Source organism: Mesorhizobium sp. BHscii (assembly GCF_053848065.1).
On the sequence record NZ_JBSPKW010000019.1, the window covers coordinates 78,551 to 93,365 of the forward strand.

A 14,815-nucleotide genomic window follows, 5' to 3' on the forward strand; every position below is an offset into this window, starting at 1 on the left:
ATGAATGTGCGGGGCGGAGACATCAGCTCCTGTCGTCGCCTTGGGTTATCAGCCGCGCGCTGCGCTGACCGGTCACGTAGATCCATAGCCAGCTCAGCGAAACCGCAAGCCGGTTACGGAAGCCGATCAGGAAATAGATGTGCGCGAGGCCCCACAGCCACCAGGCCAGCCGGCCGGTGAGCTTGATCCAGCCGAAATCGATCGCGGCAGCGCGCTTACCGATCGTCGCCAGATCGCCGTCATGCTTGTAGCGGAAAGGGCGCGGGGTTGCGTCGCCGGCCAGCCGGGCCTTGATCGTCGCGGCGACATGCCGGCCCTGCTGCTTGGCGGCGGGTGCTACGCCGGGCACCATGCGGCCATCTGCCCGCAGGACGTGTGCAGCGTCGCCGACGACGAAAATCTCCGGGCTGCCCGGCACGGTCAGGCCGGGCTCGACCAGCACCCTGCCCGCACGGTCCGCTGCCGCCCCCAGCCATTCGGCGGCCGGCGAAGCGGCGACGCCTGCTGCCCACAGAATAGTCCTGGCCGGCAGCTGCGTGTCGCCGAAGACGACACCCTCGGCGTCGCAGCGTGTAACGGGCCGACCGAGTTCGACCGTCACGCCGAGCCGCTCGAGCGCCTTGCTGGCATAGTCGGAAAGTTCCGGCGCGAAATTGGGAAGGATGCGGTCACCGGCCTCAATCAGCACCACGCGCGTCAGCCGCGTATCGAAGTTGCGGAACTCGCCGCGCAGCATGTCGTGCGCCAGTTCAACAATGGTGCCGGCCAGTTCCACGCCGGTCGGTCCGCCACCAACGATCGCCAGCGTCAACAGCGCTTGGCGCTTGGCGGGATCGGTCTCCCGCTCGGCCTGCTCGAAGGCGAGCAGAATGCGCCGCCGAATGGTGGTGGCGTCCTCCAGCGTCTTCAGCCCCGGTGCGAAAGGCTCCCATTCGTCATGGCCGAAATAGGCGTGGCGGGCGCCGGTGGCCAGCAGCAGCGTATCGTAGGCGACCGCGCCGCCATCATCGAACAGCACGCGTTTGCCGATGCGGTCGACGCCGGCGACGGTGGCGAGCAGCGTGGTCACGTCCTTGCGCTTGCGCAGGAGATGGCGGATTGGCCAGGCGACTTCCGAGGTCGCCAGCGCTGTGGTCGCCACCTGATAGAGCAGCGGCTGGAAGAGATGATGGTTGCGCTTGTCTATCATGGTGATGCGCACCGGCGCACCGTCAAGCGCGCGGGTAAATTCGAGCCCCCCAAAGCCCGCCCCGACGACGACGACATGGTGACTGGATTCCTTCATCTCATTCACTCCGGGAGAGCAGGTTGGCCGGGAGAGCAGGTTGGCCGGGAGAGCAGGCTTGAGAGCAATTTCACCAAGGCTGATGTAGATACTTTTGTGCACCGCAACAACATCCGACTTGCTGACTGCCCGCCGTAAGATGTCGCGAATGTACATGCTCTATCCTGCCGCCGAGTATAATTTCATTGAAGCTGACGACAGGAGTGGAACTTGAATAGCGATCATGACGACTGTCCGGGTCAATATTCCTCGCCGCCTTGCTTCATGCATGAGCTCGACCCGGAATTCCGGACGCCCCTATCCGATTGGACCGACGTGAAACGATGGCGCAAGGCCGAGCGCGAGCGGCTGATTGCGGCGCGCCTCGCTATCTCGGCTGACGCGCGGGCGGCAATGTCGCAGCGCATCGGCGAAAGCCTCGACACGTTGATCGGCGACATCGCCGGCCGCATGGTCAGCCTCTACTGGCCGTTCCGGGGCGAGCCGGATCTGCGCCCATGGATGGCTTCCGTCAATGAGCGCGGCGGCCGTACCGCACTGCCTGTTGTCGTCGAGAAAGGCCAGCCTCTTGTCTTTCGCGCTTACGCACCGGGCGACCGGCTGGAGAAGGGCGTCTGGAACATTCCGATCCCTGCTGAAGGCGACCCGGTGCTGCCCGAGGTCGTCATTTCACCGATCGTCGGCATCGATCCGAGACAGTACCGGCTGGGCTATGGCGGTGGCTTCTTCGACCGCACACTGGCGGCGATGCCGTTCAAGCCGCTGGTCATCGGTGTCGGCTACGAACTGCAGCGCATCGCTACCATCTACCCGCAGCCGCATGACATCCCGATGGACCGGGTGGTGACGGAGGCGTTCAAGGCCTAGGCCAGTTCCGGCTTCATCCCCACCGCCGTCCGGTCGACGATCTCGCGCAAGGCGAAGGATGAATTGATCTTCGTCACATGCGGCATCGCCGACAGCCATTCCTTATGGATGCGCTCATAGTCGACGAGGTCTTTTGCCGCGATGCGCAGGATATAATCGTATTCGCCCGACATCAGGTGGCAGGACAGGACATTCGGGCAGCGCTTTATCGCCGCCTCGAAATCCGACAGCGTCTTCTCGAATTGCCCCGACAGCGATATATGCACGATCGCCGTCATCTGGTGGCCAAGAGCGGCATTGGAAAGCCGGGCGTGATAGCCGCGGATGGTTCCGGATTTCTCCAGATTGTCCAGTCGCCGCGAGCAGGCCGACTGCGACAGGCCGACTTTCTCGGCAAGCGCCGCGTTGGGTATCCGTCCATCCTTCTGCAACGTTTCGAGAATGGCGATATCGATCCTGTCGAGCGGCATTTTCCGGGATTCCTGCGACAATCCAGCTATTTTGCGCAACGATTATCGAGCCGTGCCCTTCTGCGCAAGCGCATTCGCAAACACTTACGGGACGATTCGTGGTTCACTATCTCTAAACAGGGAACCTGCCTCAAAAGGGCCGGATCAGGAGGAGAAGAAGATGCGCGTCGGCTGCCCCCGGGAAATCAAGAACCACGAATACCGCGTCGGCCTGACGCCGGGCTCGGTCCGCGAATATGTCGCGCATGGCCACGAAGTGCTGGTCGAGACCGGCGCCGGCGCCGGCATCGGCGCCGACGACAACGCCTATCGCGCAGCCGGCGCCACCATCGCCAAGACGGCCGCCGACGTGTTTGCCAAGTCCGACATGATCGTCAAGGTCAAGGAGCCGCAACCCGACGAATGGGTTCAGCTCCGTGACGGCCAGATCCTCTACACCTATCTCCATCTCGCGCCGGATCCGGAGCAGACCAAGGGCCTGCTGGCCTCGGGCGTGAGCGCCATCGCCTACGAGACCGTCACCGACGACCGCGGCGGCCTGCCGCTGCTTGCGCCGATGTCGGAAGTCGCCGGCCGCCTGTCGATCCAGGCCGGCGCCACCGCGCTGCAGAAGGCCAATGGCGGTCGCGGCGTGCTGCTCGGCGGCGTGCCCGGCGTGCTGCCCGGCAAGGTCACTGTGCTCGGCGGCGGCGTCGTCGGTCTGCATGCCGCCCGGATGGCGGTCGGCCTTGGCGCCGACGTCACCATCATCGACCGCTCGATCCCGCGCCTGCGCCAGCTCGACGACATCTTCGGCGGCCGCGTCCACACCCGCTACTCGACTGTCGAGGCGCTGGAAGAGGAATGTTTTTCGGCCGACATCGTCGTCGGCGCCGTGCTGATTCCAGGTGCCGCCGCGCCGAAGCTCGTTTCCCGCGAGATGCTGTCGGGCATGAAGAAAGGTTCGGTGCTGGTCGACGTCGCCATCGACCAGGGCGGCTGCTTCGAGACCTCGTACGCCACAACTCATGCCGTGCCGACCTATGAGGTCGACGGCGTCATTCACTATTGCGTCGCCAATATGCCGGGTGCAGTGCCGGTTACTTCGGCCCACGCGCTCAATAACGCAACGCTGCATTACGGCCTGCAGCTCGCCGACAAGGGCTTGAAGGCGCTGATCGACGATCATCATTTGCGCAACGGCCTGAATGTCCATAAGGGCAAGATCACCAACCGCGCGGTGGCCGAAGCACTCGGCTATGAGTTGGTCGAGCCGAAGGCCGTTCTCGCCGCCTGAACCCGCCGCTCAATCCTCTCCCGACCGAGCCGCCGACGCCCCCGGCGGCTCTTTTTTCACAAGCAAATTTCACGGTTTGCGATTAGCTGAGCGGCTTTGCCCGTCTTGCTTGCAATGTGTCTTTCCTGTGGCTTTTTTGTTACAGCCGCCAGCAAGGGCAGGTGCTAGACGGCTGGTGGGTTTTTCAAAAAGGTTGGGGCAATGACCAGCAAACGATTAGCAAAATCTCTTCTTCTTGGCGCAGTTTCCGTCCTGGCACTCGGATCGGTTGCTCATGCCGCCGACGCGGTCGTGCCGGTCGTCGAGACGTCGGCCTTCAACTGGAGTGGCATCTATGTCGGATTTGGCGTTGGCGCCGGCGCCAATGTCCACGAGCTCAGCAGCGATCTGGTTCCTGGCTTCTCGTTCAACGGAATTGGTGGTGAAGGCGTATACGGTGAACTGACCGTTGGGTACGACTATATGGTGTCGCCGCGCTTCCTGATCGGCGGACTTTTGGATGCCCATGCCGGCAACATTGAAACCACGCTCGATGTTGCTGGTTTCGATGCTTCGGTCCGCGAGACCTACGGTTTCGACGCTGGTTTGCGGCTTGGTTACCTCTTCACGCCAAACACTTTGGGCTATGTGCTCGGCGGCTATTCCTGGCAAAAATACAAATTCGACACGAACGCTGGTTTTGATTTCGATTGGGACCAGAGCGGCTACTTCGTCGGAGCTGGCGTTGAAACGGCCATCAACAGTAACTGGACCATCAAGTCAGAATATCGCTATACCCGCTTCGGTACTGAAAACATTCTTTCCGAGTTCGGTATACCGGACGGCGTCCTCGACACGGATACGTCGCGGCATACGTTCCAGGTTGCGGCCAACTATCGCTTTGGCGCCCAGAACGGTGGCGTCGCCTCTTTTGAGGCTCCTGCCTATAATTGGACCGGCTTCTACGTCGGCGGCGCCGCCGGCGCGGGTGCGTCGGTGCATCAGATCGACGTTCCGCCGGCTGGCGACCTCGAGTTCAACGGGATCGGTGGCGAAGGCGTGTTCGGCGAATTGAACGTCGGCTACGACCATGATTTCGGCAGCTGGGTCGCAGGCGTCATGGTGGATGCCCGCTACTCCGGCATGACTTCGGAGTTGGAAGTTCCGGGCGGATCGATCAATCTGGATACAGATTACGGTTTCGATGTACTTGCCCGTGTCGGTATGAAAGTCAACGAATCAACCCTCGCCTACGTGCTCGGTGGTTACAGCTGGCAGCACTTCGATCTGAACGCGTCTTCACCCATCGGCGATATCCTCGATTGGGACTCCAGCGGCTTCTCGGTGGGTGGTGGTCTGGAAACGGCCATGTCCAGCAACGTGACCGTCGGCCTCGAGTACCGCTATTCGCAGTTCTCCGAGAAGGATTTTTCGTCGGATCTTGGCCTGCCGGACGATACTCTCACCTCCACGCCTTCGTTCCATACCGTCCGCATCGGCGCGAAGTACAAGTTCAACTAGAACCGCCCAGACAACAGTCAAAGCCCGCCGGTCATTCCGGCGGGCTTTTTCTTTGGGCGGAAGAAATGCGGGGCGGACAGCGCGGGCAACAAAAAAGCGGAGCCAAAGCCCCGCTTCCTCTGATGTCGAGACTTCCCGCCGGTTCATCCGCGGTCGGCAAATCGATCGACAATCAATTCCGTAACGCGACAATGCGACAGGCGTACGACAGCTGCGATCGATGAATACCGCCCGAATCGTCACGCGCGCTCGATACGGCACTGGTAGCAATTGTTGCGCGCCGAGCGGACATGCACATAGGCGATCTCGTCGCGTTCGAACAAGGTCTCGGCCCGCGCCGCGATGGCGCCCGTCGGAATGACGCCGCCGCTGCCATAGACGATGCGGTCGTCCCTGCCGTAGCCGCGCAAGATGTAGTCGGCGCTTTCGAGCATTTCTGGAAGCACCTCCGCTTCGGCAGCGCGCTCGCATTCTTCGGCATGCAGAAAGATCGGACCGGTCTCGGCGTAGGGCTGCAATTCCGGGAATGGCCGGTAAGCCAGGACGAGATAGGCTTCTCCAGCGGCCACGTTCTTCAGGCAGTGGCGGCAAGGCACGCCGTCACCGTCGGATATTTTCCGCTCTGGTATCAGGCCATAGGCGTCCGGCGCGCCGCGCTGCAAGGCTCTGACATCTTCCGTGGGCAAGGCTTTGAACTGGATGGTCATGGCGAAATCTCCGGTGTCGTCGACCGAAAATTACGCCGCTGCGCCAGCGTCTCCCACCCGATTCCTGCCAATTTGGATCAGTCCATCAAGGCGTCGAGACCGCGCACCAGCCCTGTGATCTCCTGTACCCGCCTGATAGCGAGCAGCGTGCCGGCCACGTAAGGAGCAGCGGACGAGCCGGCGTCGTGACGAATGGTCAACCGCTCGTCGGGCAGGCCGAACAGCGCCTCACAGGACAGGATGTAGGAAGGCAGACGCAGCGCATGCACCTGCACCCCCTCGCCCGAACCGACCGCCGCACCGCGGGTTCCCGGCACACCCGAGACCTCCGAGACCGGCCGCGCGGTCGAAGCCTTGCGGACATCGGCCAGCGCTTCGGCAAGCTCGCGCGCGGTGCCGGACGGCGCGTCGGGTTTCTTGGCGCTCGCATAGTCGATCACCTCGACATCCGGCACGTATTTCGCCGCCATCAGGGCAAACCGCTTCATCAGCGTGGCGGTGATTGAAAAATTGCCGGCTGCAATGACGCCGACACGATTGGCGCGTGCTGCAGCGTCGATCTCGCCGAAATCGGTCGCACCCAACCCCGACGTGCCTATCACAACGTGCCGTCCTTTTTCTATGGCCAGCAGCGCATGGTCTTTCACCAGATGCGGCTTGGTGTAGTCGACCAGCACGTCCGACGGCACCTCCAGCGCCTCGGCCAAAGAGGCGGAAACGGTGATGCCGTTGGCCGGCATGCCAACCAGGAGGCCGGAATCCTGCCCCGCGCTGCTGCGTGACACAGCCCCGGCCAGTGCCATGTCGCCTTGCGCCCCGATCGCCGGAACCAGCGCCTTGCCGACCCAGCCGGTCGCACCGGCCATCACCACCCGTATCGTCATCGTTTGGGTCCTCCATCACCATCGAGCTTTGACCGACAGCGATATGTAAAGACCGCGGCTCATTCAAGCCCGGCTCTTTTCCGGGTGTTGATCCAGACCGCAGTGACTGAGCCTGATTCGAAAATCGCAGTGGCGAGTCAGATGATGGTGTCTTCGAGAACCGGAGCGGAGCGGACATTCAGGTCCGTGAGCACCGGAAGCGCAGAAGACGCCTTCAGATGGCCGCCAATGCGGATTTCGGACAGGCTCAGCGGATGAAGTCGTCGAAGCGGCGGAGCGTCACCCGGCGATTGCGCCAATTCTCGTCCTGCGTCTGCACGAGCAGGAATTCCTCGCCGTAGCCGACGGTTTCCAGTGTATAGCCCGGCACGCCGAATTCGCGCACCAAGGTGCGCCTCAGCGAGGCGGCGCGCTGTTCGGACAGGATCTGGTTCGATTGGAAGGCGCCAACCGCGTCGGTATGGCCTTCGATCAGCACGCGGGCGCCGGGGTCGCGCCGCAGGATGCGCTGAAGCGCATCGGCGATGTTTTCGATCTTGCCATATTGCGATTCGGAGATGGCCGCCGAGCCAAAGGCGAAATTGATCGACTGGATATCGATCGAACGGGCCATGCGCCGCAGGTCCGGCCGCCTCTTGAATTCGCGGATGGTGACGCGCTGGTTCGGGCGCAGCTTAACGCGGGGCGCGGCCTCGAGCTGACGCTCGATCGTCGCCGCCGAAGGCGTGGTTGCCTGAGCGGCGGCAAGGGTCGGCATGGCGAGGGCCGCAACCAGCGCGGCGGCAAATGTGCGTCGGGTCAGCATGATTTTCTGCTTCGGCCTCGGCCGCATTGATGGTGCCGGCAAGATGGCGAAGACAAGCTGAAGCATTGATGAACAATAGGTTCAGTTTGCGGAGAAAATCATGGCCGCATGACACTGGCCGCACGCTCGGCGAAAGTCATTGGATGCACGATCTCCTTCTTTTGCGCGACCGGTGCAAAGCCGAGCTTCTGGTAGAGCGGCAATGCCGCCGGATGGTCGAGCGTGCAGGTCTGCACCGTCACCCGCCTTGGACCGTGCGACCAGGCGGCGGCGATCGCCGCACCCAGGAACCAGCGGCCGATACCTTGGCCGGTCGCGTGCTCCATCATGCCGAAATAGGCAAGTTCCACTTCTTCCGGCAGATGCGGCTTTAGGTCAAAGAAACCGGCCGGCGACCCATCGAGATACAGCACCCTGATGTCGCGGTCCTCGCGATGGATGCCTGCAGAAAGCTCCTCGTCGCTCAGCCTCAGCACGTTGACCCAGTGCCATTTGCGGCCTACCCGATCCATCAGGTAGCGGTAGAAATGCAGCGGAATGTCCTTGGTCTTCAGCAATGCGATCTGGCGGTTGTACGGCACCGGCGGCGAGTAGGCCGGCGGCACATGCATTTCGAGAAACGTCACCGTGACCTCGATGTCTTCAAGCGCTCCGTTTTCCATCACTGTCGATCCTTGCCCGTCACGACGGGCGTATCGCTAAGCCCACCCCATTCCGTCCATGAACCGTCGTAGAGCCTGTTGTCGGTATGGCCAAGCGTCTCGAGCGCCAGCGTGATCGCCGCCGCAGTGACGCCTGAGCCGCAAGAGGTGACGACCGGCTTCGACAGGTCGATGCCGGCGTCCTCGATCACCTTGCGCAGTCGATCTTTCGACAGCAACTCGCCGTTCTCGGCAAGCGCCGAAAACGGCACGTTGTGCGCGCCGGGCATATGGCCTGAGCGGACGCCGGCGCGAGGCTCCGGCTCGGTACCGGCAAACCGGCCAGGCGAGCGCGCGTCGGCGATCTGGCTTTTCCCGGTCTCGACGATACGGCGCATGTCGGCCAGGCTGGCGACGCGGGCGGCATCGAAGTCGGCATGAAACACGCAAGGCGCGATCTTCGTCGGCTCCGCCGTCACCGGCCGTCCAGCCGCTTTCCAGCGGTCGAAGCCGCCGTCCAACACGTAGACCTCGAACACCCCCATGACACGGAACATCCACCAGGCGCGCGGCGCCGAGAAGAAGCCCGGACCGTCATAGACCACGATGGTGTCGTCGGCCGAAATACCCATGGCGCCGACATATTGGGCGAAATGCTGCGGCGACGGCAGCGTGTGCGGCAGTGGGGAATCGGGATCCGAGATCGCATCCTGATCCAGGAAACCGGCGCCTGGAATGTGCGCTGCGTCATATTCGGCGCGCGCGTCGCGCTTCTGCGCCGGCAGATACCAGGACGCGTCGACGATGGTCAGGCCAGGCTCGCCGAGGCGCTTCTGCAACCAGTCCGCATCGACGGTGAAAGGGCTGTCTTCGGCCATTCTTCTTCTCCTGCCCGCCTTTGACAATCTGTTTATCAGGCCGGCGGCATCGGTCCAAAGCGTATTCGGAAGCGTCGATTCTCGCGACCCTTCTTCTCGATCTTGCCGATATGGATCTCGCCGACTTCTCCAGTGCTCATCACATGGGTGCCGCCGCAAGGCTGGCTGTCGATCGAGGCGTTCTCGCCAATGCAGACCAGGCGGATCTTGCCCGTGCCGGCGGGTGGCCGAACATTCTTGGATTTCACCAGCGCCGGATTGGCCGCCAGTTCCTCGTCGGTGATCAGCCTGACAAAGACCGGGTGGTCGGCCCGCACCAGTTCCATCAACCTGGCCGTCACGTCTTCCCTGGTGAAGCCGGCATCCGGGATGTCGAAGTCGACACGGCTGTCGTCCTCGGAAACCGAGGCGCCGGTGATCGGGAACGGGCAGACGACGGTGAGCAAATGGCAGGCTGTGTGCATGCGCATCAGCAAATGCCGCCTCTCCCAATCGACGGCGAGCTTTATCGGTTCGCCGACCTCAAGCACCGCCTGCTCAGGCTGCGGCACATGAATGATCTCATCTTTGGTCTGACCGGTGATGGTGGCGGCAACAGCGATCAGGCTGCCGTCGTCGCGTTCGAGGGTGCCCGTATCGCCCGGCTGCCCGCCCGACGTGGCATAGAAGATCGTCCGGTCCAGTATTATGCCGCCACGATCGTTGACGGCTACAATCGTGGCGTCAGCCGTCCTGAGATAGGCGTCGTCGCGAAACAGCGCTTCCGTCCTGTAAGCCATCACGCGACCTTTTCGAACGGCACCGAAATTGTGCTCCGCTGTTCCATCCAGCCCGGTACCGGCAGCTTCTTTTGGCGCAGGAATTCCGGGTTGAACAATTTCGACTGATACCGCGTGCCGTAGTCGCAAAGCACGGTCACGATGGTGTGGCCGGGGCCCATTTCACGCGCCAACCGGATCGCGCCGGCAATGTTGATGCCGGTCGAGCCGCCGACGCACAGACCCTCCTCCTGGATAAGGTCGAAGACGATCGGCAGTGCATCCTCGTCCGGAATCTGGAAGGAGAAATCCGGCGTGAACCCTTCCAGATTGGCGGTGACCCGCCCCTGCCCGATGCCTTCGGTGATCGAGCTGCCTTCGGATTTCAGCTCTCCGCTGGTGTAGAAACTATAGAGCGCCGCACCCAGCGGATCGGCGAGCGCGATCTTGACGTCCTTGCTCTTGGACTTAAGCCCGAAAGCGATGCCGGCCAGTGTTCCGCCAGAGCCGACCGCCGAGACGAAACCGTCGACCTTGCCGCCGGTCTGGGCCCAGATTTCTTCCGCTGTGGTGCGGGTATGGCCGTCACGGTTGGCGACGTTGTCAAACTGATTGGCCCAGATCGCGCCGTTCGGCTCGGACCGGGCCATCTGCTCGGCCAGACGGCCCGACAGTTTCACATAATTGTTGGGGTTCTTGTAGGGAACGGCAGGCACCTCGATCAGCTCGGCGCCGAGCAATTTGATCGTGTCCTTCTTCTCCTGGCTTTGCGTCTCGGGGATGACGATCACGGTGCGGTAGCCAAGCGCTTTGGCAACCAGCGTCAATCCGATGCCGGTGTTGCCGGCCGTCCCCTCGACGATGACCCCACCCGGCCTCAAGAGCCCGCGCTGCTCGGCATCGCGGATGATGAACAGCGCGGCACGGTCCTTGACCGACTGGCCCGGATTCATGAATTCGGCCTTGCCCAGGATCTCGCAGCCGGTTTCTTCCGAGGCTCTTTTGAGGTGGATCAGAGGCGTATTGCCGATCGCTTCGATCACAGAACGGGGCATGGAGATTCCTTTATGCTTTGCGGCGGAACCCTAGAAACCCGAAGCTTCGGTTTCAAGGCAAGAATTTGCCTGGTCCAGCGGCATTTCAGGGCTGCAATCTCCTAAAATAGACCTTGCGTTCCGCCATTCATTGAAGCTCCCCATTGAAAAGCGCTCTTTTAATCCGATTTCTTCACCGCTAGAGCACAGGCTAAGAAATGTCGCAGGGCATAGCATGACACTCTATCGGGCGAACCCGAAGCACGGCGTCGCCTGGATAACGGGCGGCAGCAGCGGCATCGGCCGTTCACTGGCCAAGGACCTTGCGGCGCAAGGCTATGCCGTCGCGGTGACGGCGCTCGACGAGGATCCGATCGACACGCTTGTTGTCGAGACGGCGCAGATGCCGGGCCATGTCACGGCCTATCCTTGCGACGTCACCGATGAGAGACGCATGGCAAAGACGGTCGCAGCGATCGAGGAGGATCTTGGCCCGATCGTCTTGGCCGTCTTCAATGCCGGGAGCTATATTGCGACCGCCGGCGAAGACCTTACCGTCCGTGGATTTCGCCAGTCCTTCGATGTCAATTATTTCGGCATCATCAACGGCCTGGTGCCGGTCATCGAACGCATGCGCGTCCGCGCCCGCGGCCATATCGTCCTGGTCGGTTCGGTCACCGCTTATTTCGGCTGGCCGACCACGGCCGCCTATGGCGGCACCAAGGCGGCGATCAGTATCCTCGCAGAGTCGCTGAAATACGATTTCGACAAGATGAACGTCCGCATCCAGGTGATAAATCCGGGCTTCGTCGACACCCCGCTGACCGAGAAGAATTTGCTGCCGATGCCCGGGTTGATGCCCGTCAATCGCGCCTCGCGCCGCATGGCGCGCGGCATTGATTCCGGCGGCTTCGAAGTCACCTTCCCGCGCCGCTTGAGCTGGGGCCTGAAGCTGCTCAGAATCCTGCCGAGACCGTTCTGCCGATGGGTCATCAGCACCGCGACCCGCTGGAAGGCGCGTCCGCTGAATTTCGACCGCAAGCCGCCCAGCGAATAGCCCGGCCATCAAGTTGGCGATCCCGCGGGCGGGACGTCGTTGCCTGTTTGCCATCGCGGCCTTAGGTTGAGAATTGTTGCGTGGAGTCTGCGATGGGGCGACGAATCGTGCTTGCGGTGTTGGGTCTCGCCATCATTCTTTTTCTTGCCTTCGTGCTTGGCCCGCGCGTCCAAGCCGACACCACGATCCGCTTCGATCCTTCTGTGATCGGCGATGACCCGCAAGCCTATCTGGCAGGCAAGGAGGCTGCCGTACCGGGCATCTACGACGGGCTGGAAAAGGAAATCATCTGGGCCAATCCGATAGTTCATGCCAGGACGCCGCTGTCAATCGTCTATATCCACGGCTTTTCGGCGTCGAAGGGCGAGGTTCGTCCGCTGCCGGACGAGGTGGCCGACCAGCTCGATGCCAATCTTTACTACACCCGCCTCACCGGCCACGGACAGGGCGGTGCCGCGATGGCCGAAGGCAGCGTCAACGCCTGGATCAACGACTACGAGGAAGCGCTCGCCATTGGCCGGGCGATCGGCGACAAGGTGATCGTCATCGCCACCTCGACCGGCGGCTCGCTGGCAGCCTGGGCTGCGACGCAGCCGGGCGCCTCGAACGGGGTTGCGGCAATCGCGTTCATCTCGCCGAATTTCGGCGTCAAGGCTTCCGGCGCCGAACTCCTGACCATGCCGTGGGGCCAGGAGATCGCCGAGCTGGTCGCCGGCAAGCAGCGCAGCTTCGTGCCACGCAATGCCCTGCACGAGAAATTCTGGACCTACCGCTATCCGATCGCGGCGACCCTGCCGATGGTGGCGCTGACTGAGCTTGCCTACGGCGCGCCGGTAGAGAAGGCGACCATCCCTGCCCTCTTCATCTTTTCGGATTCGGACAAGATCGTGCGGTCCGACCGCACCCGCGAAATTGCCGGGCGCTGGGGCACCGCGCGCGAACTGGTGCCGGTCGATGATACCGGCGATCGGGACAACCACGTTATCGCCGGTGACGCGCTGTCGCCAGCAACCACGGCTTTCCTCGCGCAGCGCATTGTTGTGTGGGTAGAGGCGGTGGTGAAGTAGATCTCAGGCGAAAAAGGCGACCGAAGCATCGTCCGATCGCCTTTTTCAATTGTGAGCAGCCGAGCCGAGCCCGACAGGCTCGGCCGGATGCACTATCTGATTACGCAGCCCGCGCTGCTGGCCGCTTGCCGCCGAAACGACGCTTGTTGTTGCCCTTGAACGGCTTGGCGCCTTCCGGCTTACGCTCGCCGGCGAAGGCCTCGCCGAAGCGCTTCTTGCCGAAGCCGTTGTTCTGGCCACCTGGCCGCCTGCCGTCGCGACGGCCATTGCGGTCGTTGGCCGGCTCGAAGCTGCGCTCGTTCTTTTCGGCGGGATTGCGCTGCGGGTCGGGGCTGCCGAGATGGTCGGCAACGATCGGCAGCTTGGTGCGGATGATGCGCTCGACTTGGCGCAGCTTGCTGTTCTCGGACGGATCGCAGAGCGTGATGGCGATGCCGTCCATGCCGTTGCGGCCGGTACGGCCGATGCGGTGGACATAGCTCTCCGCCTCGTCCGGCAGGTCGAAATTCACCACGTGGCTGATGCCGGGCACGTCGATACCGCGCGCTGCAATATCAGTCGCCACAAGAATGCGCACCGAACCCTCGCGGAAATCGTTCAGCGCCTTCTGGCGAGCGTTCTGTGACTTGTTGCCGTGAATGACGGCGGCCTTGAAGCCGTCGCGCTCGAGGTCCTTGGTCACCCTGTCGGCGCCATGCTTGGTGCGCGAAAAGATGATGACGGACTTCATTGCCTCGTCGGCCAGCATCGTCGACAGCACCTGGCGCTTCTGCTTGGTGCGGGCAAAGACGACGCCCTGCACGATCTCGGCCGCAGCTGTGCTCTGCGGCGCGACCTCGACGCGGATCGGATTCTTCAGCAGGCCTTTCGCCAGCTCGGCGATTTCATTCGGCATGGTCGCCGAGAACAGCACCGTCTGACGGTCCGGCGCGGTTGCCCTGGCGATGCGCTTGACGTCGTTGATGAAGCCCATGTCGAGCATGCGGTCGCCCTCGTCGAGCACCAGCCATTTGGTGTCGGCAAGCACGAGGTCGCCCTCGCGCACCAGGTCGGTCAACCGGCCAGGCGTGGCGATCAGGATGTCGACGCCGGGGGCAACCTTCTTCACCTGGCTGAAGCGCGAGACGCCGCCCAGCACCAGCGCGGTCGAGACATGCGCGCCCTTGGCCAGGATCTTGATGGTATCTTCGATCTGCACGGCCAGTTCGCGCGTCGGCGCGAGAATCAGCGCACGAGCGGTCTTCGGCCGGCGCTTGGTGCCGAGCCCGATGATCTTCGACAAGATCGGCAGCGCGAACGCCGCGGTCTTGCCCGAACCGGTCTGGGCGATGCCGAAAATGTCACGGCCTTCCAGCTGCGGCGGGATCGCCTGGGCCTGGATCGGCTTGGGATCAGTGAAGCCGGCGCCGTGGGTGGCCTTGAGCAGCGCGCCGGTAATTCCAAGTGCTGCGAAACCCGAAAGTTCCCCAGTGTCCTTACAGGCCAAAGTGTTTTCGTTGGTCAAAATATTCTTCTTTCACGCGGCTCCTGGCCGCAAACATCAGTGGCGGCAGGGCGCAACCTGCCGTCGAAAAATTCTCATGGAA

General features: G+C 62.6%; 15 protein-coding genes. 5 read left to right on the top strand and 10 right to left on the bottom strand.

Translation table 11 applies throughout. The annotated features are described in order from the left end of the window. Positions 1–22 precede the first annotated feature (22 nt). Entirely contained in the window at positions 23–1,285 is a 1,263-nt protein-coding gene (locus tag ACWTU7_RS23485; protein ID WP_455840494.1) for an NAD(P)/FAD-dependent oxidoreductase, read from the bottom strand. Positions 1,286–1,549: 264 nt separating this feature from the next. Between ACWTU7_RS23485 and ACWTU7_RS23490 the strand changes: the two genes are divergently transcribed. Then, positions 1,550–2,152, top strand: a complete 603-nt coding sequence (locus ACWTU7_RS23490) for a 5-formyltetrahydrofolate cyclo-ligase (protein ID WP_287114255.1) — start codon at positions 1,550–1,552, stop codon at positions 2,150–2,152. Here ACWTU7_RS23490 and ACWTU7_RS23495 read toward each other — a convergent pair. Continuing rightward, complete coding sequence (locus ACWTU7_RS23495; RefSeq protein WP_023675099.1) at positions 2,149–2,622, bottom strand: Lrp/AsnC family transcriptional regulator; 474 nt, start codon at positions 2,620–2,622, stop codon at positions 2,149–2,151. The two genes, ACWTU7_RS23490 and ACWTU7_RS23495, sit on opposite strands and share 4 nt — an antisense overlap. Before the next feature lie 160 nt (positions 2,623–2,782). Here ACWTU7_RS23495 and ald point away from each other — a divergent pair, with 160 nt between their 5' ends. Together ald and ACWTU7_RS23505 are read left to right on the top strand one after the other, a co-directional pair. Continuing rightward, entirely contained in the window at positions 2,783–3,898 is a 1,116-nt protein-coding gene (gene ald / locus ACWTU7_RS23500) for an alanine dehydrogenase (protein ID WP_455840493.1), read from the top strand. 201 nt (positions 3,899–4,099) lie between these two features. After that, positions 4,100–5,398 (top strand): outer membrane protein, encoded by a 1,299-nt coding sequence (locus ACWTU7_RS23505; protein WP_455840492.1) that lies wholly within the window; start codon positions 4,100–4,102, stop codon positions 5,396–5,398. 239 nt (positions 5,399–5,637) lie between these two features. Here the strand turns inward: ACWTU7_RS23505 and ACWTU7_RS23510 are convergent, their stop codons facing one another. From ACWTU7_RS23510 to ACWTU7_RS23540, 7 genes are all read right to left on the bottom strand, one after another. Further along, the gene (locus tag ACWTU7_RS23510; protein ID WP_455840491.1) at positions 5,638–6,105 is read right to left on the bottom strand and encodes a DUF1203 domain-containing protein; all 468 of its coding nucleotides are present in this window, start codon (positions 6,103–6,105) and stop codon (positions 5,638–5,640) included. A gap of 77 nt (positions 6,106–6,182) precedes the next feature. Further along, positions 6,183–6,989: a 4-hydroxy-tetrahydrodipicolinate reductase gene (dapB, locus tag ACWTU7_RS23515; protein WP_287331131.1), complete on the bottom strand. Its 807-nt coding sequence runs from the start codon at positions 6,987–6,989 to the stop codon at positions 6,183–6,185. A 247-nt stretch (positions 6,990–7,236) separates the two neighbouring features. Beyond that, complete coding sequence (locus ACWTU7_RS23520) at positions 7,237–7,794, bottom strand: OmpA family protein (protein ID WP_455840490.1); 558 nt, start codon at positions 7,792–7,794, stop codon at positions 7,237–7,239. A 98-nt stretch (positions 7,795–7,892) separates the two neighbouring features. Continuing rightward, complete coding sequence (locus ACWTU7_RS23525) at positions 7,893–8,456, bottom strand: GNAT family N-acetyltransferase (protein ID WP_095494886.1); 564 nt, start codon at positions 8,454–8,456, stop codon at positions 7,893–7,895. Next, positions 8,456–9,313, bottom strand: coding sequence for a 3-mercaptopyruvate sulfurtransferase (sseA, locus tag ACWTU7_RS23530; RefSeq protein ID WP_455840489.1), 858 nt, complete (start codon positions 9,311–9,313; stop codon positions 8,456–8,458). Before sseA ends, ACWTU7_RS23525 begins: the two co-directional genes overlap by 1 nt. 35 nt (positions 9,314–9,348) lie before the next feature. After that, complete coding sequence (locus tag ACWTU7_RS23535) at positions 9,349–10,092, bottom strand: alanyl-tRNA editing protein (RefSeq protein ID WP_455840488.1); 744 nt, start codon at positions 10,090–10,092, stop codon at positions 9,349–9,351. After that, positions 10,092–11,126 (bottom strand): cysteine synthase A, encoded by a 1,035-nt coding sequence (locus ACWTU7_RS23540; protein WP_455840487.1) that lies wholly within the window; start codon positions 11,124–11,126, stop codon positions 10,092–10,094. Before ACWTU7_RS23540 ends, ACWTU7_RS23535 begins: the two co-directional genes overlap by 1 nt. 214 nt (positions 11,127–11,340) lie before the next feature. On the opposite strand from ACWTU7_RS23540, the gene ACWTU7_RS23545 reads away from it, so the two are divergent. Both ACWTU7_RS23545 and ACWTU7_RS23550 read left to right on the top strand, forming a co-directional pair. Continuing rightward, positions 11,341–12,162: an SDR family oxidoreductase gene (locus tag ACWTU7_RS23545; RefSeq protein WP_455840486.1), complete on the top strand. Its 822-nt coding sequence runs from the start codon at positions 11,341–11,343 to the stop codon at positions 12,160–12,162. A 92-nt stretch (positions 12,163–12,254) separates the two neighbouring features. After that, complete coding sequence (locus ACWTU7_RS23550; RefSeq protein WP_455840485.1) at positions 12,255–13,229, top strand: alpha/beta hydrolase; 975 nt, start codon at positions 12,255–12,257, stop codon at positions 13,227–13,229. Positions 13,230–13,329: 100 nt separating this feature from the next. On the opposite strand, the gene ACWTU7_RS23555 is transcribed toward ACWTU7_RS23550, so the two are convergent. Further along, positions 13,330–14,733 (bottom strand): DEAD/DEAH box helicase, encoded by a 1,404-nt coding sequence (locus ACWTU7_RS23555; RefSeq protein ID WP_455840484.1) that lies wholly within the window; start codon positions 14,731–14,733, stop codon positions 13,330–13,332. Between the last annotated feature and the right edge of the window lie 82 nt (positions 14,734–14,815).

What these genes read in the sequence shown, in the direction of transcription:
- ACWTU7_RS23485 (WP_455840494.1), bottom strand. Translation starts at nt 1,285, where the DNA reads ATGAAGGAATCCAGTCACCATGTCGTCGTCGTCGGGGCGGGCTTTGGG.
- ACWTU7_RS23490 (WP_287114255.1), top strand. Translation starts at nt 1,550, where the DNA reads ATGCATGAGCTCGACCCGGAATTCCGGACGCCCCTATCCGATTGGACC.
- ACWTU7_RS23495 (WP_023675099.1), bottom strand. Translation starts at nt 2,622, where the DNA reads ATGCCGCTCGACAGGATCGATATCGCCATTCTCGAAACGTTGCAGAAG.
- ald (WP_455840493.1), top strand. Translation starts at nt 2,783, where the DNA reads ATGCGCGTCGGCTGCCCCCGGGAAATCAAGAACCACGAATACCGCGTC.
- ACWTU7_RS23505 (WP_455840492.1), top strand. Translation starts at nt 4,100, where the DNA reads ATGACCAGCAAACGATTAGCAAAATCTCTTCTTCTTGGCGCAGTTTCC.
- ACWTU7_RS23510 (WP_455840491.1), bottom strand. Translation starts at nt 6,105, where the DNA reads ATGACCATCCAGTTCAAAGCCTTGCCCACGGAAGATGTCAGAGCCTTG.
- dapB (WP_287331131.1), bottom strand. Translation starts at nt 6,989, where the DNA reads ATGACGATACGGGTGGTGATGGCCGGTGCGACCGGCTGGGTCGGCAAG.
- ACWTU7_RS23520 (WP_455840490.1), bottom strand. Translation starts at nt 7,794, where the DNA reads ATGCTGACCCGACGCACATTTGCCGCCGCGCTGGTTGCGGCCCTCGCC.
- ACWTU7_RS23525 (WP_095494886.1), bottom strand. Translation starts at nt 8,456, where the DNA reads ATGGAAAACGGAGCGCTTGAAGACATCGAGGTCACGGTGACGTTTCTC.
- sseA (WP_455840489.1), bottom strand. Translation starts at nt 9,313, where the DNA reads ATGGCCGAAGACAGCCCTTTCACCGTCGATGCGGACTGGTTGCAGAAG.
- ACWTU7_RS23535 (WP_455840488.1), bottom strand. Translation starts at nt 10,092, where the DNA reads ATGGCTTACAGGACGGAAGCGCTGTTTCGCGACGACGCCTATCTCAGG.
- ACWTU7_RS23540 (WP_455840487.1), bottom strand. Translation starts at nt 11,126, where the DNA reads ATGCCCCGTTCTGTGATCGAAGCGATCGGCAATACGCCTCTGATCCAC.
- ACWTU7_RS23545 (WP_455840486.1), top strand. Translation starts at nt 11,341, where the DNA reads ATGACACTCTATCGGGCGAACCCGAAGCACGGCGTCGCCTGGATAACG.
- ACWTU7_RS23550 (WP_455840485.1), top strand. Translation starts at nt 12,255, where the DNA reads ATGGGGCGACGAATCGTGCTTGCGGTGTTGGGTCTCGCCATCATTCTT.